The following is a 16174-nucleotide window of genomic DNA, read 5'->3' on the forward strand; positions in this document are numbered from 1 at the left end:
GGGCAGCTTGAAGCCCAGCCTGTGGGGTTGCGGTGGCACGCTTGCGAGCCGTCCTGTCCAGGCCGCTGCGCCGGGCTGGTCATCGCAGGGAGCCGTGCCGCAGTCAGTCATCGCGACTGGGCCCATGATCTTGGCGTTCCGCCTGCGCAACAGGCGCCATACACGTCCTCTTTTTGCCTCCGGTTCAATTTGTGAGCTGGGTCATAATTTATTACGAACTTTTCAAACCAGCCGTAGTCTGATGTAGTGCGCTTGATAGGAGTTAACTCAAAATCAGCAGGTTTTTCAGTAGGAGAGAGCTCTCGAGTGAGTGAGCCGGTTAGTGATCAACGATTGGTCGAGCGCGTTCAGCAGGGGGACAAGCAGGCGTTTAATCTGCTGGTTGTCAAATATCAACACAAGGTGGCCAACCTGATCGGCCGCTATGTGAAGAATCCTGGCGACGTGGCCGATGTGGCCCAAGAGGCATTCATCAAGGCCTATCGCTCTTTGCCCAACTTCCGGGGCGAGAGTGCGTTTTATACTTGGCTGTACCGGATTGCGGTAAATACAGCGAAGAACTATCTGGTGTCCCAGGGGCGGCGACCGCCGGCCAGCGACGTGGATGCCGAGGAAGCGGAATTTTACGAGGGCGCAGACGCGCTGCGGGACGTAGCAACGCCCGAGCGTCAGATGCTGTCCGAGGAGATCCGGCAGATGGTGTACAGCACCATCGAAAGTCTGCCGGAGGAGTTAAAGGTGGCAATCACCCTGCGTGAGCTTGAAGGCATGAGCTACGAGGAGATTGCTGCGGTGATGGACTGCCCCGTGGGCACGGTCCGGTCGCGGATCTTCCGCGCTCGAGAAGCCATCGACAAAAAGATCCAGCCGCTGATCGAGCGGTAATTTGAAGCTATAGGTGAACAATGGCGACAGACAGAAAGGAACAGGTATCGGCTTGGATGGACGGCCAGGGCCCCGATGAGGTGCTGGACCAGATCGGTTCTGATCCCGAGCTGGCCCAGCGTTGGCACCGCTATCACCTGATCGGTGATGCCATGCGCAACGAACTACCCCAGACCCTGCAGTTGGATATCGCCGACAAGGTGGCCGCGCAGCTGGAGCAGGAGCCGACGGTGCTGGCACCCAAGACACCGCGCAAGCGCTTTGCCATGCCGGCCAAGGTGGTCGAGCTGGGGCAACGCTTCGGTCAGTACGCCATTGCGGCGTCGGTCGCTGCGGTGGCCGTGGTCGGGGTACAGCAGTACGACGCCGCCGGTGGCGATCTCGACAGCCCGATCCCGGTGCTGCAGACCACACCGCTGCTGGGCGCACCGTCACCGGTGAGCTACCAGGCGCCGGACTATGTTCAGAACGATCAACGCCTGGCGGAACAGGATGCCAAGGAGCAGCAGCTGCGGGCCAACGCCTTCCTGCGTGACCACCTGCTGCAGCAGCGCCTCAACGGGGTTGCGGTAGAACAGCGGGATCGCTGATTTGATCAAAGCCGTACTGTTACTGCTGGCACTGGCACTTCCCAGCGCGGTTCACGCCGCCGAAGCCAGTGCCGCCAAGGTCTGGTTGGAGCGCATGCAGCATGCGCTCAACCAGGCCAATTTCCAACTCTCCCTGGTGCAGATGCAGCGGGAGCAGATCCGCACACTGCGCTACGCCCATGGCGTGGTCGACGAGCAGCAGGTCGCCTTCCTCGAGCACCTCAATGGCCCGCACAAAAGCGCCATCCGCATCGGTGACACCGTGGTGTTTGTCGAGCACGACGTCCAGCCCTACAGCGTTCGCAGCGACCGTATCCCTGGCCTTTATCCCGGTGCCTTCGCCGGCGATCTCAGCCTGCTTGAGCCCCACTACCGCTTTGTCGAGGGCGGCCGCAACCGGGTCGCCGGACGCACCGCCCAGCTGATCCGCATCGTCTCTGCCGATCAGTACCGCTACCAGTACCGCATCTGGCTGGATGTGGAGACCGCCATCCCACTGCGGGTTGACCTGGTCAACAGCGACAACGACCTGTTGGAGCAGCTGCTGGTGGTGGAGGCCCATGTGATGGAGCAGCCATTGCCCTTGCTGGCCGAGCTGCAACAGCGCCGTTGGCCCGACGTGGTCCAGGCCCCAGGTCAGCAGCACCCACTGCGCTGGCGCTTTGGCTGGCTGCCCCAGGGCTTTGAGGTCGTCCATCACGATCAACACATGCTGATCGGCCTTAATGAGCCGGTGGAGTACCTGTCGGTCTCCGATGGCTTGAGTGAGTTCTCGGTCTACATCGGCCTGGTAGGCCGGGTGCCGGTGCCCAGTCACATCACCACCAACAACGGCCTGGCGCTGGCTTCCGCCACCCACGGTGAGGTGGAAGTGGTGGTGGTGGGCAAGATGCCGGTTGAAGCCCTGGCCAACGTGGCGGACAATGTCTACCCAGCCAAGTAGGGGGAGACGTCGTGATTGAAGCCATCGGCCGGGTGGAAGCCTGGCACCAGGGCCAGGTGACCATCAGCTGGCGCAACCAGAGCGCCTGTGGCCACTGTGACCAGGGCGAACAATGCGGCACCTCGGTAGTGGCCAAGGCGCTGGTACCGAAAGAGAATCGCCTGACCCTGCCGTGCCAACACGCTTATCCTGTGGGAACCCAGCTGCGCATCGGCATCGCCGAGCAGGACCTGCTGCACCTGTCCGCCATGGTTTACCTGCTGCCGCTGCTGGCCGCCATTGCCGCCGCCTTGCTGGCCCGCTGGATGGGCATGGTCGAGGGGGGCATCATCCTGTCGACCCTGCTGGGGGGCGGCCTGGGCTTTGTGATGGCGCGCCGATGGGCCCGTCGTCAGCCTGGGCCTTTGACCATCCTGGGTCAATTGGGACCGTCGCTGGGTAGCACATAGCCCAGCGCGCAAAAATCCGCTAAAATCGCCGCCCTATAGATACTTTTCGCCTTGGGCTGAGACTGAGCCCGAGATAAAACGCGAAAGCCAATTCGAAACACCCTTCGAATTGGCTTTTATTCCATAATTGACAGGTCGATCTGTCGGCACAACGCCCAGGACGGATCGACCCGATAACTCAGATTCTTACGAAGTAGCGACACCCATGAAGCATATTCGCAATTTCTCGATCATTGCCCACATCGACCACGGCAAGTCCACCCTTTCGGATCGCCTGATCCAGCACTGTGGCGGCCTCTCCGAGCGGGAGATGGAAGCCCAGGTTCTCGATTCCATGGACCTGGAGCGTGAGCGTGGCATCACCATCAAGGCCCAGAGCGTCACCCTGGACTACCACGCCAAGGATGGGGAAACCTACCAGCTCAACTTCATTGATACCCCCGGGCATGTGGACTTCAGCTACGAGGTGTCCCGCTCCCTAGCCTCCTGTGAAGGGGCGCTGCTGGTGGTGGATGCCGGTCAGGGGGTAGAAGCCCAGACCCTGGCCAACTGCTACACCGCCATCGAGATGGACCTGGAGGTGCTGCCGATCCTCAACAAGATCGATCTGCCCCAGGCGGATCCGGACCGGGTAGCGGAAGAGATCGAAGACATCGTTGGCATCGATGCGATGGAAGCGGTGCGCTGCTCCGCCAAGACCGGCATCGGCATCGACGACGTGCTGGAGTGCATCGTTAAGGACATCCCGGCGCCGGAGGGCGATCCGGATGCGCCGCTGCAGGCCTCCATCATCGACTCCTGGTTCGACAACTATCTGGGCGTGGTGTCGCTGGTTCGGGTCAAGAACGGCAAGCTGAAGAAGAACGACAAGATCAAGATCATGTCCACCGGTCAGGTCTGGGGCGTCGATCGCCTCGGGATCTTCACCCCCAAGCAGGTCGACAAGCAGGAGCTGCTGTGTGGTGAGGTGGGCTGGGTGGTCTGCGGCATCAAGGAGATCCACGGTGCCCCGGTGGGCGATACCATCACCCACGCCAAGCACGGTGCCGAGCAGGCACTGCCGGGCTTCCAGAAGGTGAAGCCGCAGGTGTACGCCGGCCTGTTCCCGATCTCCTCCGAGGACTACGAGGCGTTCCGTGACGCCCTGGCCAAGCTGTCGCTGAACGACGCTTCCCTGTTCTACGAGCCGGAGACCTCGGCAGCACTGGGCTTTGGCTTCCGTTGTGGCTTCCTGGGGATGCTGCACATGGAGATCATCCAGGAGCGGCTGGAGCGCGAGTACAACCTCGACCTGATCACCACCGCCCCTACCGTAATCTACAAGGTTACCCAGACCGACGGTCAGGAGCTGATGGTGGACAACCCCTCCGGGCTGCCGGCCATCAACAACATCGAGACCATCGCTGAGCCCATCGTTGAGGCCAACATCCTGGTGCCCCAGGAGTACCTGGGCAACGTCATCACCCTGTGCATCGAAAAGCGCGGTGTGCAGAAGGACATGACCTACCACGGCAACCAGGTGGCGGTGAAATACCACCTGCCGATGGCCGAGGTGGTGCTGGACTTCTTTGACCGCCTCAAGTCCACCAGCCGCGGCTTTGCCTCGCTGGATTACAACTTTGTCCACTTCCAGGAGGAGGACATGGTGCGGGTGGACGTGATGATCAACGGCGATCGGGTTGATGCCCTGGCGATGATCACCCACAAGGACAACGCCCAGTTCCGTGGCCGTCAGCTGGTGGAGAAGATGCGTGAGCTGATCCCGCGCCAGATGTTCGACATCGCCATCCAGGCCGCCATCGGTAACCACATCATCGCCCGGACCAACGTCAAGGCGCTGCGTAAGGACGTGACCGCCAAGTGTTACGGTGGTGACGTGAGCCGTAAGAAGAAGCTGCTGCAGAAGCAGAAAGAAGGTAAGAAACGGATGAAACAGGTGGGCAACGTGGAAGTGCCCCAAGAGGCCTTCCTGGCCATTCTGAAAGTCGGAGACAGTTAATCGATGGCAACCCTGTTCTCGCACCTGCTGGTGCTGTTGACCCTGGCCACGGGATTGGTCTGGGCCTTCGATCACTACGTGTTGCGCCCCAAGCGGGTGGCCAAGGTGGCCGCGCTGGAGGCCAACCCGTCGGTGGAGTTGCCGGAGGAGAAGAAGGCGGATCTGCTGCGCGAAGGCGCCATTGCAGAGAACTGCCACTCAGTGTTCCCGGTGCTGGCCATTGTGCTGGTGCTGCGCTCTTTCCTGTACGAGCCGTTCCAGATCCCATCCGGCTCGATGATGCCGACCCTGCTGGTAGGCGACTTCATCCTGGTGGAGAAGTTCTCCTACGGCATCAAGGATCCGGTCTGGCGTAAGACCATGATGGAGACCGGCACCCCGGAGCGCGGTGACGTGGCGGTGTTCAAGTACCCGGAAGACACCCGCATCGACTACATCAAGCGGATCGTCGGCCTGCCCGGCGACACCGTGGTCTACCGCAACAAGACCCTCTACATCAAACCGGCCTGCCCCACGGGCGAGGGCTGTGAGCCGCTCAAGCCGGTGGCCCAGGTGGAGGTCAACCGCGGTGAGTTCAACCAGGGCGGCATCGCCCTGGAGCGGGCCCGTGAGGCCCTGGGTGAGACCACCCACGACATCCTGATCAACCCACGCCGCCGTGAGCCGGTGCACATGTACTACCCTCAGGCCGGCAGCAGCAATGCCGAGTGGGTGGTGCCACAAGGCCAGTACTTTGCCATGGGCGATAACCGCGACAACAGCACCGACAGCCGCTTCTGGGGCTTTGTCGACGAGGAGCTGCTGGTGGGCAAGGCGGTCTTTATCTGGATGAGCTTTGAATTCGAACGCGGCAGCGACAGCTGGTTGCCCGGCTGGATCCCCACCGGCGTCCGCTTTGGCCGCATTGGAGGCATCGAGTGAACCCGGCAAACCTAGAACGGTTGCAGGACGCACTGAATTACCGATTCCGCGACCAGGGTCTGCTGCAGCAGGCCCTGACCCATCGCAGCGCCGCCAGTGCGCACAATGAGCGACTGGAGTACCTGGGTGACGCGGTGCTCTCCATGGTGATCGCGGAGGACCTGTACCACCGTTTCCCCCGGGTCAACGAGGGCGACATGACCCGCATGCGTGCCACCCTGGTCAAGGGCGTCACCCTGGCGGAGCTGGGCCGTGAGCTCAAGCTGTCCGAGGTGATCCGACTGGGCCCGGGCGAGCTCAAATCCGGGGGCTTCCGTCGGGAGTCTATCCTGGCGGACGCAGTGGAGGCGATCCTCGGCGCGGTGTTCCTCGATGGTGGCATCGAGCAGGCTAAGGCGCTGATCCTCAAGCTGTATCAAAGCCGCCTGGTGGCCATCAAACCGGGCTCACGGCAGAAGGATCCCAAGACCCGTCTGCAGGAGTACCTGCAGGGGCGCAAGCAGCCGCTGCCGCAATATACCGTCGTCAACGTGGAAGGGGATGCCCACGATCAAACCTTTACCGTACGCTGCGAAGTGGAAGCCCTGGCGGAACCGGTGATTGGCAAGGGCAGCTCCCGCCGTAAGGCGGAGCAGCAGGCCGCAGCCGAAACCTTGGAGTTACTGACCCGATGAGCGAAACCACCTACTGCGGCTTTGTCGCCATCGTGGGCCGCCCCAACGTGGGCAAATCCACCCTGCTCAACCGCATCCTGGGGCAGAAGGTGAGCATCACCTCGCGTAAGCCTCAAACCACCCGCCACCGCATCATGGGGATCCACACCGAAGGGGCCTACCAGACCATCTTCGTCGATACCCCGGGCCTGCACAAAGAGGAGAAGCGCACCATCAACCGGTTGATGAACCGGGCGGCGGCCAGCTCCATCGGCGATGTGGAGATGGTGATCATGGTGGTGGAGGGCACCAAGTGGACCGAAGACGACCAGATGGTGCTGAACAAGGTCCGCCGTGGCGCCGACAGCCGTAAGACGGTGCTGGTGGTTAACAAGGTCGATCAGGTCAAGGACAAGGCCGAACTGATGCCGCACCTGCAGTGGCTGCAACAGCAGTTTACCTTCGATGCCATCGTGCCGATGACGGCTAAGAGCGATGACCCCAGTCAGCTGGTGACCATGGCCCAGCAGCTGCTGCCGGAGTGCATCCACTACTTCCCGGAAGACTACGTCACCGATCGCAGCCAGCGCTTTATGGCGGCGGAGATCCTGCGGGAGAAGCTGATCCGCTTCCTCGGCGACGAGCTGCCCTATGCCCTTAACGTGGAGATCGAGCAGTTCGGTGTCGACGAGAAGGGCACCTACCACATCAACGCCCTGATCCTGGTGGAACGCACCGGTCAGAAGCGGATGGTGATTGGCAACAAGGGCGAGAAGATCCGCACCATCGGCCGTGAGGCCCGCATCGACATGGAAGCGATGTTCGACACCAAGGTGTACCTGGAGACCTGGGTCAAGGTGAAGTCCGGCTGGGCGGACGACGAACGGGCGCTGCGCAGCCTGGGCTATGGCGACGACTGAGCCGCTGTCCCGCGCGTACCTGCTGCACGCCCGGCCCTACCGGGAGAGCAGCCTGTTGCTGGATCTGCTCGACGAAGAGCATGGCCGCATTGCTGCGGTAGCGCGCGTTGGTGGCCGGCAGGGCCAGGCCAAGAAGGCCCAGCTGCAGCCGTTTCGACCGCTGCTGGTGGGCCTGTCCGGCCACTCCTCCCTGCGCACCCTCAGCCAGCTGGATGCCCCCAGCTTGCCCCTGCCCCTGACCGGCGAAGCCCTGTTCGCCGGCCTCTATCTCAACGAACTGTGTCAGCGCCTGCTGGCCGAGCGCGTCCCACTCGACGGGCTGTTTGACCACTACCACCAGGCGCTGGTTGAGCTGGCCCAGGAGCAGCCACTGGCACCGGTATTGCGCCGCTTTGAGCGGCAGTTGCTGCAACAGCTGGGCCATCTGCCGACCCTGCACTGCGACGCCGCCGGCGTTGAACTGCACCCGCAACAGCTTTACGCTTGGCAGCCAGGTCAGGGCCTGGTGGCCACGGCCAACCAGGGCTACCTGGGCGCGGCGCTGCTCAACTGGCAGGCCGAGCGACTGGACGACCCCGACCAGCTGCGCCAGATAAAGCACCTGGTACGCCAGTTGCTGGCCCCGTTACTGGGCCGAAAACCCCTGCACAGCCGGACGCTATTTCAAAAACAACGAGGACGACATGAGCATTCTTCTGGGCGTTAACATCGACCACATCGCCACCCTGCGCCAGGCCCGGGGTACCGACTACCCGGATCCGGTTCACGCCGCGGCCATTGCCGAGATGGCCGGTGCCGATGGCATCACCATCCACCTGCGTGAGGATCGTCGCCATATCGTCGATCGCGATGTGGAGCTGCTGGCCCAGACCCTCAAGACCCGGATGAACCTGGAGATGGCGGTGACCGAGGAGATGCTGGCCATCGCTGAACGGATCCAGCCTGCCTACGTCTGCCTGGTGCCGGAGAAGCGCGAGGAGCTGACCACCGAGGGGGGGCTGGATGTGGCGGGCCAACAGGCCAAGATCAGCGAAGCGGTCCAGCGCCTGTCGGCCAAGGGGATCAAGGTGTCGCTGTTTATCGATGCTGACCCGGCCCAGATCGACGCCACCGTGGCCACCGGTGCGCCCTATATCGAGATCCACACCGGCGCCTACGCCGATGCCAAAACCGACGCCGAGCAGGCGGCGGAGCTGGATCGCATCGCTGCCGGTGCCCGCTATGCCGCGGCCAAGGGCTTGGTGGTGAACGCCGGCCATGGCCTGCATTACCACAACGTTAAGCCCATCGCCGCCATCCGCGAGTTCTACGAGCTCAATATTGGCCACGCCATCATCGCCCGGGCGGCACTGGAGGGCCTGGGCCCGGCGGTCAGCACCATGAAGCGGCTGATGCAGGAAGCCCGGCAGGGGATCTGATGGCGATCATCGGCCTGGGAACCGACATCGTCGCCATCGAGCGGATCGTGACCCGCTGCGAGGGGATGGCGGCGGATAAGCGTCAACGCTTCGCCGAGCGGATCCTGACCCCGGAGGAGCTGCGGGAGTGGCAGCAACACCGCGAGCCGGCCCGACTGCTGGCCAAGCGCTTTGCGGTTAAGGAGGCCACCGCCAAGGCGCTGGGCACCGGGATTGGCCGTGGGGTGTCGTTCCAGCACATCGCCCTGGTGCACAACGACTGGGGTGCGCCGCAGCTGCGTCTCAGTGGCGGTGCCCAGGCCCGCTTCGAGGCCCTGGGGGGACGAGAGCACCACGTCAGCTTGTCCGATGAACAGGCCTACGTGGTGGCCACGGTGATCCTGGAGCGTTGAACGCAACGGACATGAAAAAGCCGACCCTGGGGTCGGCTTTTTGCTTCCTGGGGGGGTTAAAACTCGTACTTGGCGGTCAGGGCCAGGCCCAGCTGATCGGCCAAAGGCAGATCCTGGCTGTGGCTGAGGTCCAGCACAAAGGAGGCACGGCCATAGTTGAGGCCACCGCCAAAGCGGGCCTGCCAGTAGCGCTGAGGCTCAAACTCCGGCCGGTGCGGCCCAGGCTGGGTGTCGGACACCTGGGTGCCGATAAACCACTGCTGTTGCTCCGGCTGGCCAAAGGTCATCACCGGCACCAAACGCGGCCCATTGTCCTGGGTCGGCGTACTGGCCAGTGAGGTGTGACTGGGTGTATCAAAGTACTGCTGTGGAGCGAGGTGTTGCGGCGCTTCGTCCTGCGCCCAGAGCGGCCCGGCCAGCACACACAGTGCGGCGCAGCCGATCAGCTTCCATCCCTGAATGGTCATAGGCAGTCCCCCAAAACGGTGGACCATAAGTGTAGCAGCCGCAGATCAAACCGACGGGTTAACCCGAACCGACTTCACCATATTTTCAGCTACCTCCACCACCTCCAGGCGGTGACCGGCCACCTCCAGCTGGGTATGCGGTGGCGGAATGTCTTCCATCTGCTCCAGGATCAAGCCGTTTAATGTTTTTGGCCCATCGGTGGGCAGCTGCCATTGGGTCTCCCGGTTGAAGTCCCGCAGGGTGATGCTGGCGTCCACCAACAGGCTGCCATCCTCCTGGCGGCGGATATCTTCGCTGGGGGGCGTTTGCAGGCCGGTGGTAAAGTCGCCGACGATCTCCTCAAGGATATCCTCCAGGGTGACCAGGCCCTGGATGTCACCGTATTCGTCCACCACCAGGCCGATGCGCTCCTTGGCCCGCTGGAACTTAAGCAGCTGGACATTGAGCGGAGTGCCCTCAGGGATGAAGTAGATCTCCCGAACGGCGCGCAGCAGGGTGCCCTTGTCGCTCTCCTTCTGCCCCTCTTTGGTCAGCAGCCGCAGCACGTCGCTGAGGTGGACGAAGCCCACCACGTCATCGATGTTGTCGCGGTACAGCAGCACCCGGGTGTGGGGGCTGTGGGTCAGCTGGCGGATGATGGCGCGGTAGTCGTCGTTGATGTCGATGGCGTAGAGTTCGGCCCGGGGGATCATGATGTCCTCCACCGTGACCTTCTCCAGGTCGAGGATCGAAACCAGCATCTCCCGGTGGCGCCGGGGGATCAGGCCGCCGGCCTCATGCACCACGCTGCGCAGCTCCTCTGGCGACAGGTGATCGTCATTGCCGTCGATGTGGGCCACACCCATCAGCCGCAGCAGGCCGTTGCTGATCAGGTTGATGAAGTAGACGAAGGGGTAACACAGTGTCATCAGCGGCCGCAGCACCAGGCTGTTGGGGTAGGCCAGCTTTTCCGGGTAGTGGGCGGCCAGGGTCTTGGGGGTGACCTCGGCGAAGATCAGCACGATGAAGGTGAGGCCACCGGTGGCCACCGCCGGGCCCCAATCGCCATACCAGCGCTGACAGATGATGGTGGCCAGGGAGGCCGCCGCGATGTTGACGATATTGTTGCCGATCAGGATCAGGCCGATCAGCCGGTCTGGACGCTGCAGCAGTTTGTCCGCCCGCTTGGCACCGCGATGGCCCTGTTGTGCCAGGTGGCGCAGACGGTAGCGGTTGAGCGACATCATGGCCGTCTCGGTACCGGAAAAAAAGGCGGAGATGATCAGCAGCAGGGTCAACAGCAGCAGCAGGCTGCCGGTGGATATGTCGTCCAAACGGAGTTCTCTTTAGGGCGTACGGATCCTAATGAAACGGCGACCGGGCTTGGGTGTCAAGTCCGGTCGCCGTGATAGGCGAAAATTATCTAAGGATCAGCTCTTTTACTACCCGGCTGCCGAAGTAGGCCAGGGTCAGCAACAGGGCGCCGCCGATGCTGTAACCCACCGCGGTACGGATCCGCACCCCTCTGGTGTGGTGCTGCAGCAGCATGCCGGCGTACACCACCCAGGCCACCATGGAGAGGATCGCCTTGTGGCCCTTGCCGTCGCCGAGGAAGTTCTCAAGGAACACCCAGCCGGTGAGCAGGCCGGCGCTGAGCAGGATGAATCCCACCCAGATAAAGTGGTAAAGCTGCTTTTCTACCGTCATCAGTGGTGGCAGCGCGGTGTTGATCATCAGTTGACGATCCTTTAGGCGACGATCAATCCCCGCCAGCTGCAGGGCATAGAGGGCTGCCAGCAACATCACCGCGTAGCTCAGCAGGGCGAGCACCACGTGGATTAGCAGGGCGGGCTCCAGCTCGAAGTGGGTAATGTACTGGGGGGGCAGCAGCCACAAGCCGGCCACCGCCAGGATGGCGCAGGCAAACACCGCCGGGGCCACCACCAGCACCTTTAGGCGGGGCAGCATCAGGGTGATCGCCAGAGTAATCATCCAGACCAGCAGGGAAAGTGTGTTGGTAAGGCTAAAGTTCTGCCCGTTTTTCAGAAGCATGGCATCAGCCAGCGCGATGCCATGGGCCACCACGGCAATGCCCGCGGCGATGGTGGCCTTGCGCCGATCCGGCCCTTCCGGGTGAAGTAGACGTGACGCCAGGATGCCAAAGGCACCGACGTATCCCAGAATCGCCAAGACTGCGAATAACTCCATGTGATCCCTTATCCCATGACAAATATTGACGGAAACAGCACGCTGTCGAACTGTTGCGATTAGCTTATCACGGGGTTAAGCCCTTCCGCATCGGGCCAATGTGTGTGAATGTGATCCAGCTAGCGTTGCCGTGATCCAGCCCACCTTCCTGTTGCCAATCGGGTAAGGCTTGGCACGATGTGGGCCGCTGCACTTCCGTCAATGGGCTGGTATAATGCCGGCTTTCCTCTTTCACGTGGTACGACACAGGCGATGTTTCAAAATCTCTCCGAGCGTCTCAATCAGACCCTGAAGACCATCAGTGGTCGCGGTCGATTGACCGAAGACAATATCAAGGACACCCTGCGCGAAGTGCGCATGGCGCTGTTGGAGGCGGACGTCGCCCTGCCGGTGGTGCGCGAGTTCATCAAGAAGGTGCGCGAACGTGCGGTGGGCACCGAGGTCAGCAAGAGCCTGACTCCGGGCCAGGCCTTTGTGAAGATCGTCCGTACCGAGCTGGAAGCGGCGATGGGCGAGGCCAACGAGGCCCTCAACCTGGCGGCCCAGCCACCGGCGGTGATCATGATGGCCGGTCTGCAGGGGGCGGGTAAAACCACCTCCGTGGGCAAGCTGGCCAAGCACCTGAAAGAGAAGCAGAAGAAATCTGTCATGGTGGTCAGTGCCGACGTGTACCGTCCGGCGGCCATCAAGCAGCTGGAGACCCTGGCCGAGGACGTGGGTGCCACCTTCTTCCCCTCCACCATCGAGCAGAAGCCGGTGGACATCGCCAACGGCGCCATCGCCGAGGCGAAGAAGAAGTTCATTGACGTGGTGATCGTCGATACCGCCGGTCGACTGCACGTGGATGGCGAGATGATGAACGAGATCATCGCCCTGCACAGCGCCATCAACCCGGTGGAAACCCTGTTCACCGTGGACGCCATGACCGGTCAGGACGCGGCCAACACCGCCAAGGCGTTCAACGACGCGCTGCCGCTGACCGGTGTCATCCTGACCAAGGTGGACGGCGACGCCCGTGGCGGTGCCGCCCTCTCCATCCGTCACATCACCGGCAAGCCGATCAAGTTCCTGGGTGTGGGTGAGAAGACCGACGCGCTGGAGCCGTTCCACCCGGATCGGGTGGCCTCCCGTATCCTCGGCATGGGCGACATGCTCTCGCTGATCGAGGAGGTGGAGTCCAAGGTCGACAAGGACAAGGCGCAGAAGCTGGCCACCAAGCTGAAGAAGGGCGAAGGCTTTGACCTCACCGACTTCCGTGAACAGCTGCAGCAGATGAACAACATGGGCGGCATGATGGGGATGCTGGAGAAGCTGCCCGGTGTCGGCCAATTGCCGCCGGAAGCCCTGGCCCAGGTGCAGGACGACAAGATGACCAAGCGGATGGAGGCGATCATCAACTCCATGACGCCGAAGGAGCGTGCCCGCCCCGACATCATCAAGGGCAGCCGCAAGAAGCGCATCGCCGCCGGTGCCGGCACCACCATCCAGGAGGTGAACAAGCTGCTCAAACAGTTCACCCAGATGCAGAAGATGATGAAGAAGATGAAGGGCGGCGGGATGAAGAAGATGATGCGCAACATGGGCGGTATGATGCCGCCGGGGATGAAGTTCCCGCGCTGAGTCTGACTCGCTCTGACCATTGCAACCAAAGCCCGCCGTTTCGGCGGGCTTTGTGTCTCTGGCCTAAGCAATGCTCTGGCCTGCCCGCCGTAGCACGACAGATTGTCCCGCGGATCCCAGCTGGGGGGCTAGACTTACCTCCCGGGGTGGCCACTTTGTAGCCCCTGCGGTTGCAATGAGCGCGCTTTCAGGTAAAATCGGCGGGCTTTCTACCTTGGGGCCTCGTTTGGGGCCCCTGTTTTATTGAACACCATTAGAGGATGTACACCGTATGGTAACCATTCGTTTGGCACGTGGCGGCGCTAAGAAGCGTCCGTTCTACTCTGTTGTAGTTGCGGACTCTCGTAGCAAGCGCGACGGTCGTTTCATTGAAAAAGTGGGTTTCTTCAACCCGATCGCAACTGGTCAAGCTGAAAAGCTGCGTCTGGACCTGGACCGTGTTGAGCACTGGGTCAGCCAGGGCGCTGCGGTTTCTGACCGTGTTGCCAGCCTGATCAAGGACGCCCGCAAAGCGGCTGCCTAAGACAGGTTAGGTAGGGCAATTCGATGACCAACATCCAGGAAAAGATCGTCGTTGGCCGGTTAGGTTCGGCGTACGGTATCCGCGGTTGGTTGAAGGTCAATGCCTTTACCGACGTTCCAGAAGGGATCTTTGATTACTCGCCGTTGTACCTGAAGGTTCAGGGTCAATGGCAGCAGGTAGCGGTGGCCAACTGGCGTCACCACGGCAAGAGCCTGATCTGCCGCCTCGAAGGGGTGGAGGATCGCAATCAAGCCGAGCAATACGTCAACTGCGACGTGGCTATCCTGCCGGAGCAACTCAACGATCTGCCGGAAGACGAGTTCTACTGGCGTGATCTTGTGGGCTGCAACGTGGTGAACACCAAGGGCTACGACATGGGGAAGGTGACCGGCTTGCTGGAAACCGGGTCCAATGACGTACTGGAAGTGGAAGCCAAGAGTAACGATGCCTTCGGCAAGCGGGAGCGATTGATTCCGTTTGTCACCGAGCAGTTCATCCTTGAGGTGGACCTGCCCGGAAAACAGATTAAAGTCGACTGGGATCCGAGTTTCTGACAGCGAGGACAGATCTATGTGGCTAGGGGTTGTCACCCTTTTCCCTGAGATGTTCCGTGCCATCACAGACTTCGGGGTAACCGGTCGGGCCGTGAAAAACGGCTTGCTTCAGGTGCAGATGTGGAATCCTCGTGATTTCACCCATGATCGACACCGCACCGTGGACGATCGCCCTTACGGCGGCGGACCGGGCATGTTGATGATGGTGCAGCCATTGCGCGATGCCATCCGTGCTGCGAAAGCGGAAGCGGGTGAGGGGGCCAAGGTAATCTACCTGTCTCCGCAAGGTCGACCGCTGACCCAATCTGGGGTTGAGCAACTGGCCGGCTATGAGCGCATGGTGTTGGTGTGCGGTCGCTACGAAGGTATCGACGAGCGCATCATCGAAGCCGAAGTGGATGAGGAGTGGTCCGTTGGTGACTACGTTCTCAGTGGCGGTGAACTGCCGGCCATGAACCTGATCGACGCGGTGGCCCGTTTGGTGCCCGGCGTATTGGGTAAAGCGGCCTCGGCAGAGCAGGACTCCTTCTCGGATGGCTTGCTGGACTGTCCCCACTATACCCGACCAGAGGTTCTGGAAGGGCAGGCGGTACCGGAAGTGTTGCTGAGCGGCAACCATGAACTGATTCGGAAGTGGCGACTCAAGCAGTCCCTAGGACGCACTTGGGCGCGGCGACCGGAACTACTAAATAACCTAGCTCTGACTGACGAGCAGGCAAACTTGCTTGCTGAATTTGTCACTGAGAAATCGGTGAAACGTTAGAGTTTTCAGTTAATTCTAGGATGAGAATATTATGAGCAACATCATCAAGCAGCTTGAACAAGAGCAGATGAAGAGCGACGTACCGGTGTTCGGCCCGGGTGATACCGTCGTTGTTCAGGTTCGTGTTACCGAAGGTGACAAGACCCGTCTGCAGGCCTTCGAAGGCGTTGTAATCGCCAAGCGTAACCGCGGCCTGCACTCTGCGTTCACTGTTCGCAAGATCTCCAATGGTGAAGGCGTAGAGCGTGCGTTCCAGACTCACTCTCCGCTGGTAGAAAGCATCACTGTGAAGCGTCGCGGTCGCGTACGTCGTGCCAAACTGTACTACCTGCGCGAGCGCAGCGGTAAGTCTGCACGTATCCGTGAGCGTCTGAACTAAGACCGATTCGGTTTTAGCACAGTCCTACAAGCCCGCCTTTATGGCGGGCTTGTTTGTTTTGGGCCTGCTTAGGTAAGAGTCGGTAAGAGCCTGCAAGAGCAGGCACTGGGACGGGCTGCGCCCTGCTAGGCACTAGGGAAAAGCCTAGGAAGAGCCCAGGAAGAGCCCAGGAAGAGCCCAGGAAGAGCCCAGGAAGAGCCTAGCAAGAGCCCAGGAAGAGCCCAGGAAGAGCGTTGACCGTGATGGACTGGCTCCTAAGCTAGCCTGCCTAGCCCCTAGCCCCTATCCCCTATCCCCTAGCCCCTATCCCCTAGCCCCTAGCCCCTAGCCCCTATCCCCTAGCCCCTAGCCCCTAGCCCCTATCCCCTAGCCCCTAGCCCCTAGCCCCTAGCCCCTAGCCCCTAGCCCCTAGCCCCTGAAATCTTAGAAATTTCCTTTTTTGGGCCTTATGTGTCCTCGCTTGAGCCAAATCCCTGTTTACATAAGTTGTTCGCCTTGGCAAGCTGTGAG

At 61.5% G+C, this 16174-nt stretch carries 19 protein-coding genes; 16 read left to right on the top strand and 3 right to left on the bottom strand.

Annotated features, from left to right (window positions below):
• Window positions 1–306 precede the first annotated feature (306 nt).
• From rpoE to acpS, 11 genes are all read left to right on the top strand, one after another.
• Complete coding sequence (gene rpoE / locus BUC04_RS21835; RefSeq protein WP_067662195.1) at window positions 307–885, top strand: RNA polymerase sigma factor RpoE; 579 nt, start codon at window positions 307–309, stop codon at window positions 883–885.
• 20 nt (window positions 886–905) lie between these two features.
• Window positions 906–1475, top strand: a complete 570-nt coding sequence (locus tag BUC04_RS21840; protein WP_067662192.1) for a sigma-E factor negative regulatory protein — start codon at window positions 906–908, stop codon at window positions 1473–1475.
• A gap of 1 nt (window position 1476) precedes the next feature.
• Window positions 1477–2418: a MucB/RseB C-terminal domain-containing protein gene (locus BUC04_RS21845; protein ID WP_234977474.1), complete on the top strand. Its 942-nt coding sequence runs from the start codon at window positions 1477–1479 to the stop codon at window positions 2416–2418.
• An 11-nt stretch (window positions 2419–2429) separates the two neighbouring features.
• Entirely contained in the window at window positions 2430–2867 is a 438-nt protein-coding gene (locus tag BUC04_RS21850; RefSeq protein WP_067662189.1) for a SoxR reducing system RseC family protein, read from the top strand.
• Window positions 2868–3072: 205 nt separating this feature from the next.
• Window positions 3073–4866, top strand: coding sequence for a translation elongation factor 4 (gene lepA, locus BUC04_RS21855; RefSeq protein WP_067662186.1), 1794 nt, complete (start codon window positions 3073–3075; stop codon window positions 4864–4866).
• Window positions 4867–4869: 3 nt separating this feature from the next.
• Window positions 4870–5787 (top strand): signal peptidase I, encoded by a 918-nt coding sequence (gene lepB, locus BUC04_RS21860; protein WP_067662183.1) that lies wholly within the window; start codon window positions 4870–4872, stop codon window positions 5785–5787.
• A complete protein-coding gene (rnc, locus tag BUC04_RS21865) occupies window positions 5784–6461 on the top strand; it encodes a ribonuclease III (protein WP_067662180.1) in 678 nt (225 codons plus the stop codon). The genes lepB and rnc overlap by 4 nt, the downstream gene beginning before the upstream one ends.
• Window positions 6458–7360, top strand: coding sequence for a GTPase Era (era, locus tag BUC04_RS21870; RefSeq protein WP_067662178.1), 903 nt, complete (start codon window positions 6458–6460; stop codon window positions 7358–7360). Before rnc ends, era begins: the two co-directional genes overlap by 4 nt.
• Window positions 7347–8066, top strand: coding sequence for a DNA repair protein RecO (gene recO / locus BUC04_RS21875; RefSeq protein WP_067662175.1), 720 nt, complete (start codon window positions 7347–7349; stop codon window positions 8064–8066). The genes era and recO overlap by 14 nt, the downstream gene beginning before the upstream one ends.
• The gene (gene pdxJ / locus BUC04_RS21880) at window positions 8044–8778 is read left to right on the top strand and encodes a pyridoxine 5'-phosphate synthase (RefSeq protein ID WP_067662172.1); all 735 of its coding nucleotides are present in this window, start codon (window positions 8044–8046) and stop codon (window positions 8776–8778) included. Before recO ends, pdxJ begins: the two co-directional genes overlap by 23 nt.
• Window positions 8778–9170 (top strand): holo-ACP synthase, encoded by a 393-nt coding sequence (gene acpS / locus BUC04_RS21885; protein WP_067662169.1) that lies wholly within the window; start codon window positions 8778–8780, stop codon window positions 9168–9170. The genes pdxJ and acpS overlap by 1 nt, the downstream gene beginning before the upstream one ends.
• Window positions 9171–9226: 56 nt before the next feature.
• Here acpS and BUC04_RS21890 read toward each other — a convergent pair whose 3' ends face one another.
• The 3 genes from BUC04_RS21890 to BUC04_RS21900 all read right to left on the bottom strand — a co-directional run bounded on the left by BUC04_RS21890 (window position 9227) and on the right by BUC04_RS21900 (window position 11825).
• Entirely contained in the window at window positions 9227–9637 is a 411-nt protein-coding gene (locus BUC04_RS21890) for a hypothetical protein (protein ID WP_067662167.1), read from the bottom strand.
• Between the two features lie 45 nt (window positions 9638–9682).
• A complete protein-coding gene (locus BUC04_RS21895; protein ID WP_067662164.1) occupies window positions 9683–10951 on the bottom strand; it encodes an HlyC/CorC family transporter in 1269 nt (422 codons plus the stop codon).
• Window positions 10952–11036: 85 nt separating this feature from the next.
• Window positions 11037–11825: a cytochrome C assembly family protein gene (locus BUC04_RS21900; protein ID WP_067662161.1), complete on the bottom strand. Its 789-nt coding sequence runs from the start codon at window positions 11823–11825 to the stop codon at window positions 11037–11039.
• A gap of 252 nt (window positions 11826–12077) precedes the next feature.
• On the opposite strand from BUC04_RS21900, the gene ffh reads away from it, so the two are divergent.
• From ffh to rplS, 5 genes are all read left to right on the top strand, one after another.
• Window positions 12078–13445, top strand: a complete 1368-nt coding sequence (ffh, locus tag BUC04_RS21905) for a signal recognition particle protein (protein ID WP_067662159.1) — start codon at window positions 12078–12080, stop codon at window positions 13443–13445.
• A 271-nt stretch (window positions 13446–13716) separates the two neighbouring features.
• Window positions 13717–13968: a 30S ribosomal protein S16 gene (gene rpsP / locus BUC04_RS21910; RefSeq protein ID WP_067662156.1), complete on the top strand. Its 252-nt coding sequence runs from the start codon at window positions 13717–13719 to the stop codon at window positions 13966–13968.
• Between the two features lie 23 nt (window positions 13969–13991).
• Entirely contained in the window at window positions 13992–14522 is a 531-nt protein-coding gene (gene rimM / locus BUC04_RS21915) for a ribosome maturation factor RimM (RefSeq protein WP_067662153.1), read from the top strand.
• A gap of 16 nt (window positions 14523–14538) precedes the next feature.
• Window positions 14539–15285, top strand: a complete 747-nt coding sequence (gene trmD, locus BUC04_RS21920; protein WP_067662149.1) for a tRNA (guanosine(37)-N1)-methyltransferase TrmD — start codon at window positions 14539–14541, stop codon at window positions 15283–15285.
• A 31-nt stretch (window positions 15286–15316) separates the two neighbouring features.
• Window positions 15317–15664 carry a 50S ribosomal protein L19 gene (gene rplS / locus BUC04_RS21925; protein WP_067662146.1) on the top strand — a complete coding sequence of 116 codons (348 nt, stop codon included), beginning with the start codon at window positions 15317–15319 and terminating at the stop codon, window positions 15662–15664.
• The last annotated feature ends 510 nt before the right edge of the window (window positions 15665–16174 follow it).

The organism is Ferrimonas marina, from assembly GCF_900129905.1.
Lineage (GTDB): Bacteria > Pseudomonadota > Gammaproteobacteria > Enterobacterales > Shewanellaceae > Ferrimonas > Ferrimonas marina.

Coding starts and splice junctions, on each gene's coding strand:
- BUC04_RS21840 (WP_067662192.1), top strand. CDS start 906: ATGGCGACAGACAGAAAGGAACAGGTATCGGCTTGGATGGACGGCCAG.
- lepA (WP_067662186.1), top strand. CDS start 3,073: ATGAAGCATATTCGCAATTTCTCGATCATTGCCCACATCGACCACGGC.
- lepB (WP_067662183.1), top strand. CDS start 4,870: ATGGCAACCCTGTTCTCGCACCTGCTGGTGCTGTTGACCCTGGCCACG.
- era (WP_067662178.1), top strand. CDS start 6,458: ATGAGCGAAACCACCTACTGCGGCTTTGTCGCCATCGTGGGCCGCCCC.
- recO (WP_067662175.1), top strand. CDS start 7,347: ATGGCGACGACTGAGCCGCTGTCCCGCGCGTACCTGCTGCACGCCCGG.
- pdxJ (WP_067662172.1), top strand. CDS start 8,044: ATGAGCATTCTTCTGGGCGTTAACATCGACCACATCGCCACCCTGCGC.
- acpS (WP_067662169.1), top strand. CDS start 8,778: ATGGCGATCATCGGCCTGGGAACCGACATCGTCGCCATCGAGCGGATC.
- BUC04_RS21890 (WP_067662167.1), bottom strand. CDS start 9,637: ATGACCATTCAGGGATGGAAGCTGATCGGCTGCGCCGCACTGTGTGTG.
- BUC04_RS21900 (WP_067662161.1), bottom strand. CDS start 11,825: ATGGAGTTATTCGCAGTCTTGGCGATTCTGGGATACGTCGGTGCCTTT.
- ffh (WP_067662159.1), top strand. CDS start 12,078: ATGTTTCAAAATCTCTCCGAGCGTCTCAATCAGACCCTGAAGACCATC.
- rpsP (WP_067662156.1), top strand. CDS start 13,717: ATGGTAACCATTCGTTTGGCACGTGGCGGCGCTAAGAAGCGTCCGTTC.
- rimM (WP_067662153.1), top strand. CDS start 13,992: ATGACCAACATCCAGGAAAAGATCGTCGTTGGCCGGTTAGGTTCGGCG.
- trmD (WP_067662149.1), top strand. CDS start 14,539: ATGTGGCTAGGGGTTGTCACCCTTTTCCCTGAGATGTTCCGTGCCATC.
- rplS (WP_067662146.1), top strand. CDS start 15,317: ATGAGCAACATCATCAAGCAGCTTGAACAAGAGCAGATGAAGAGCGAC.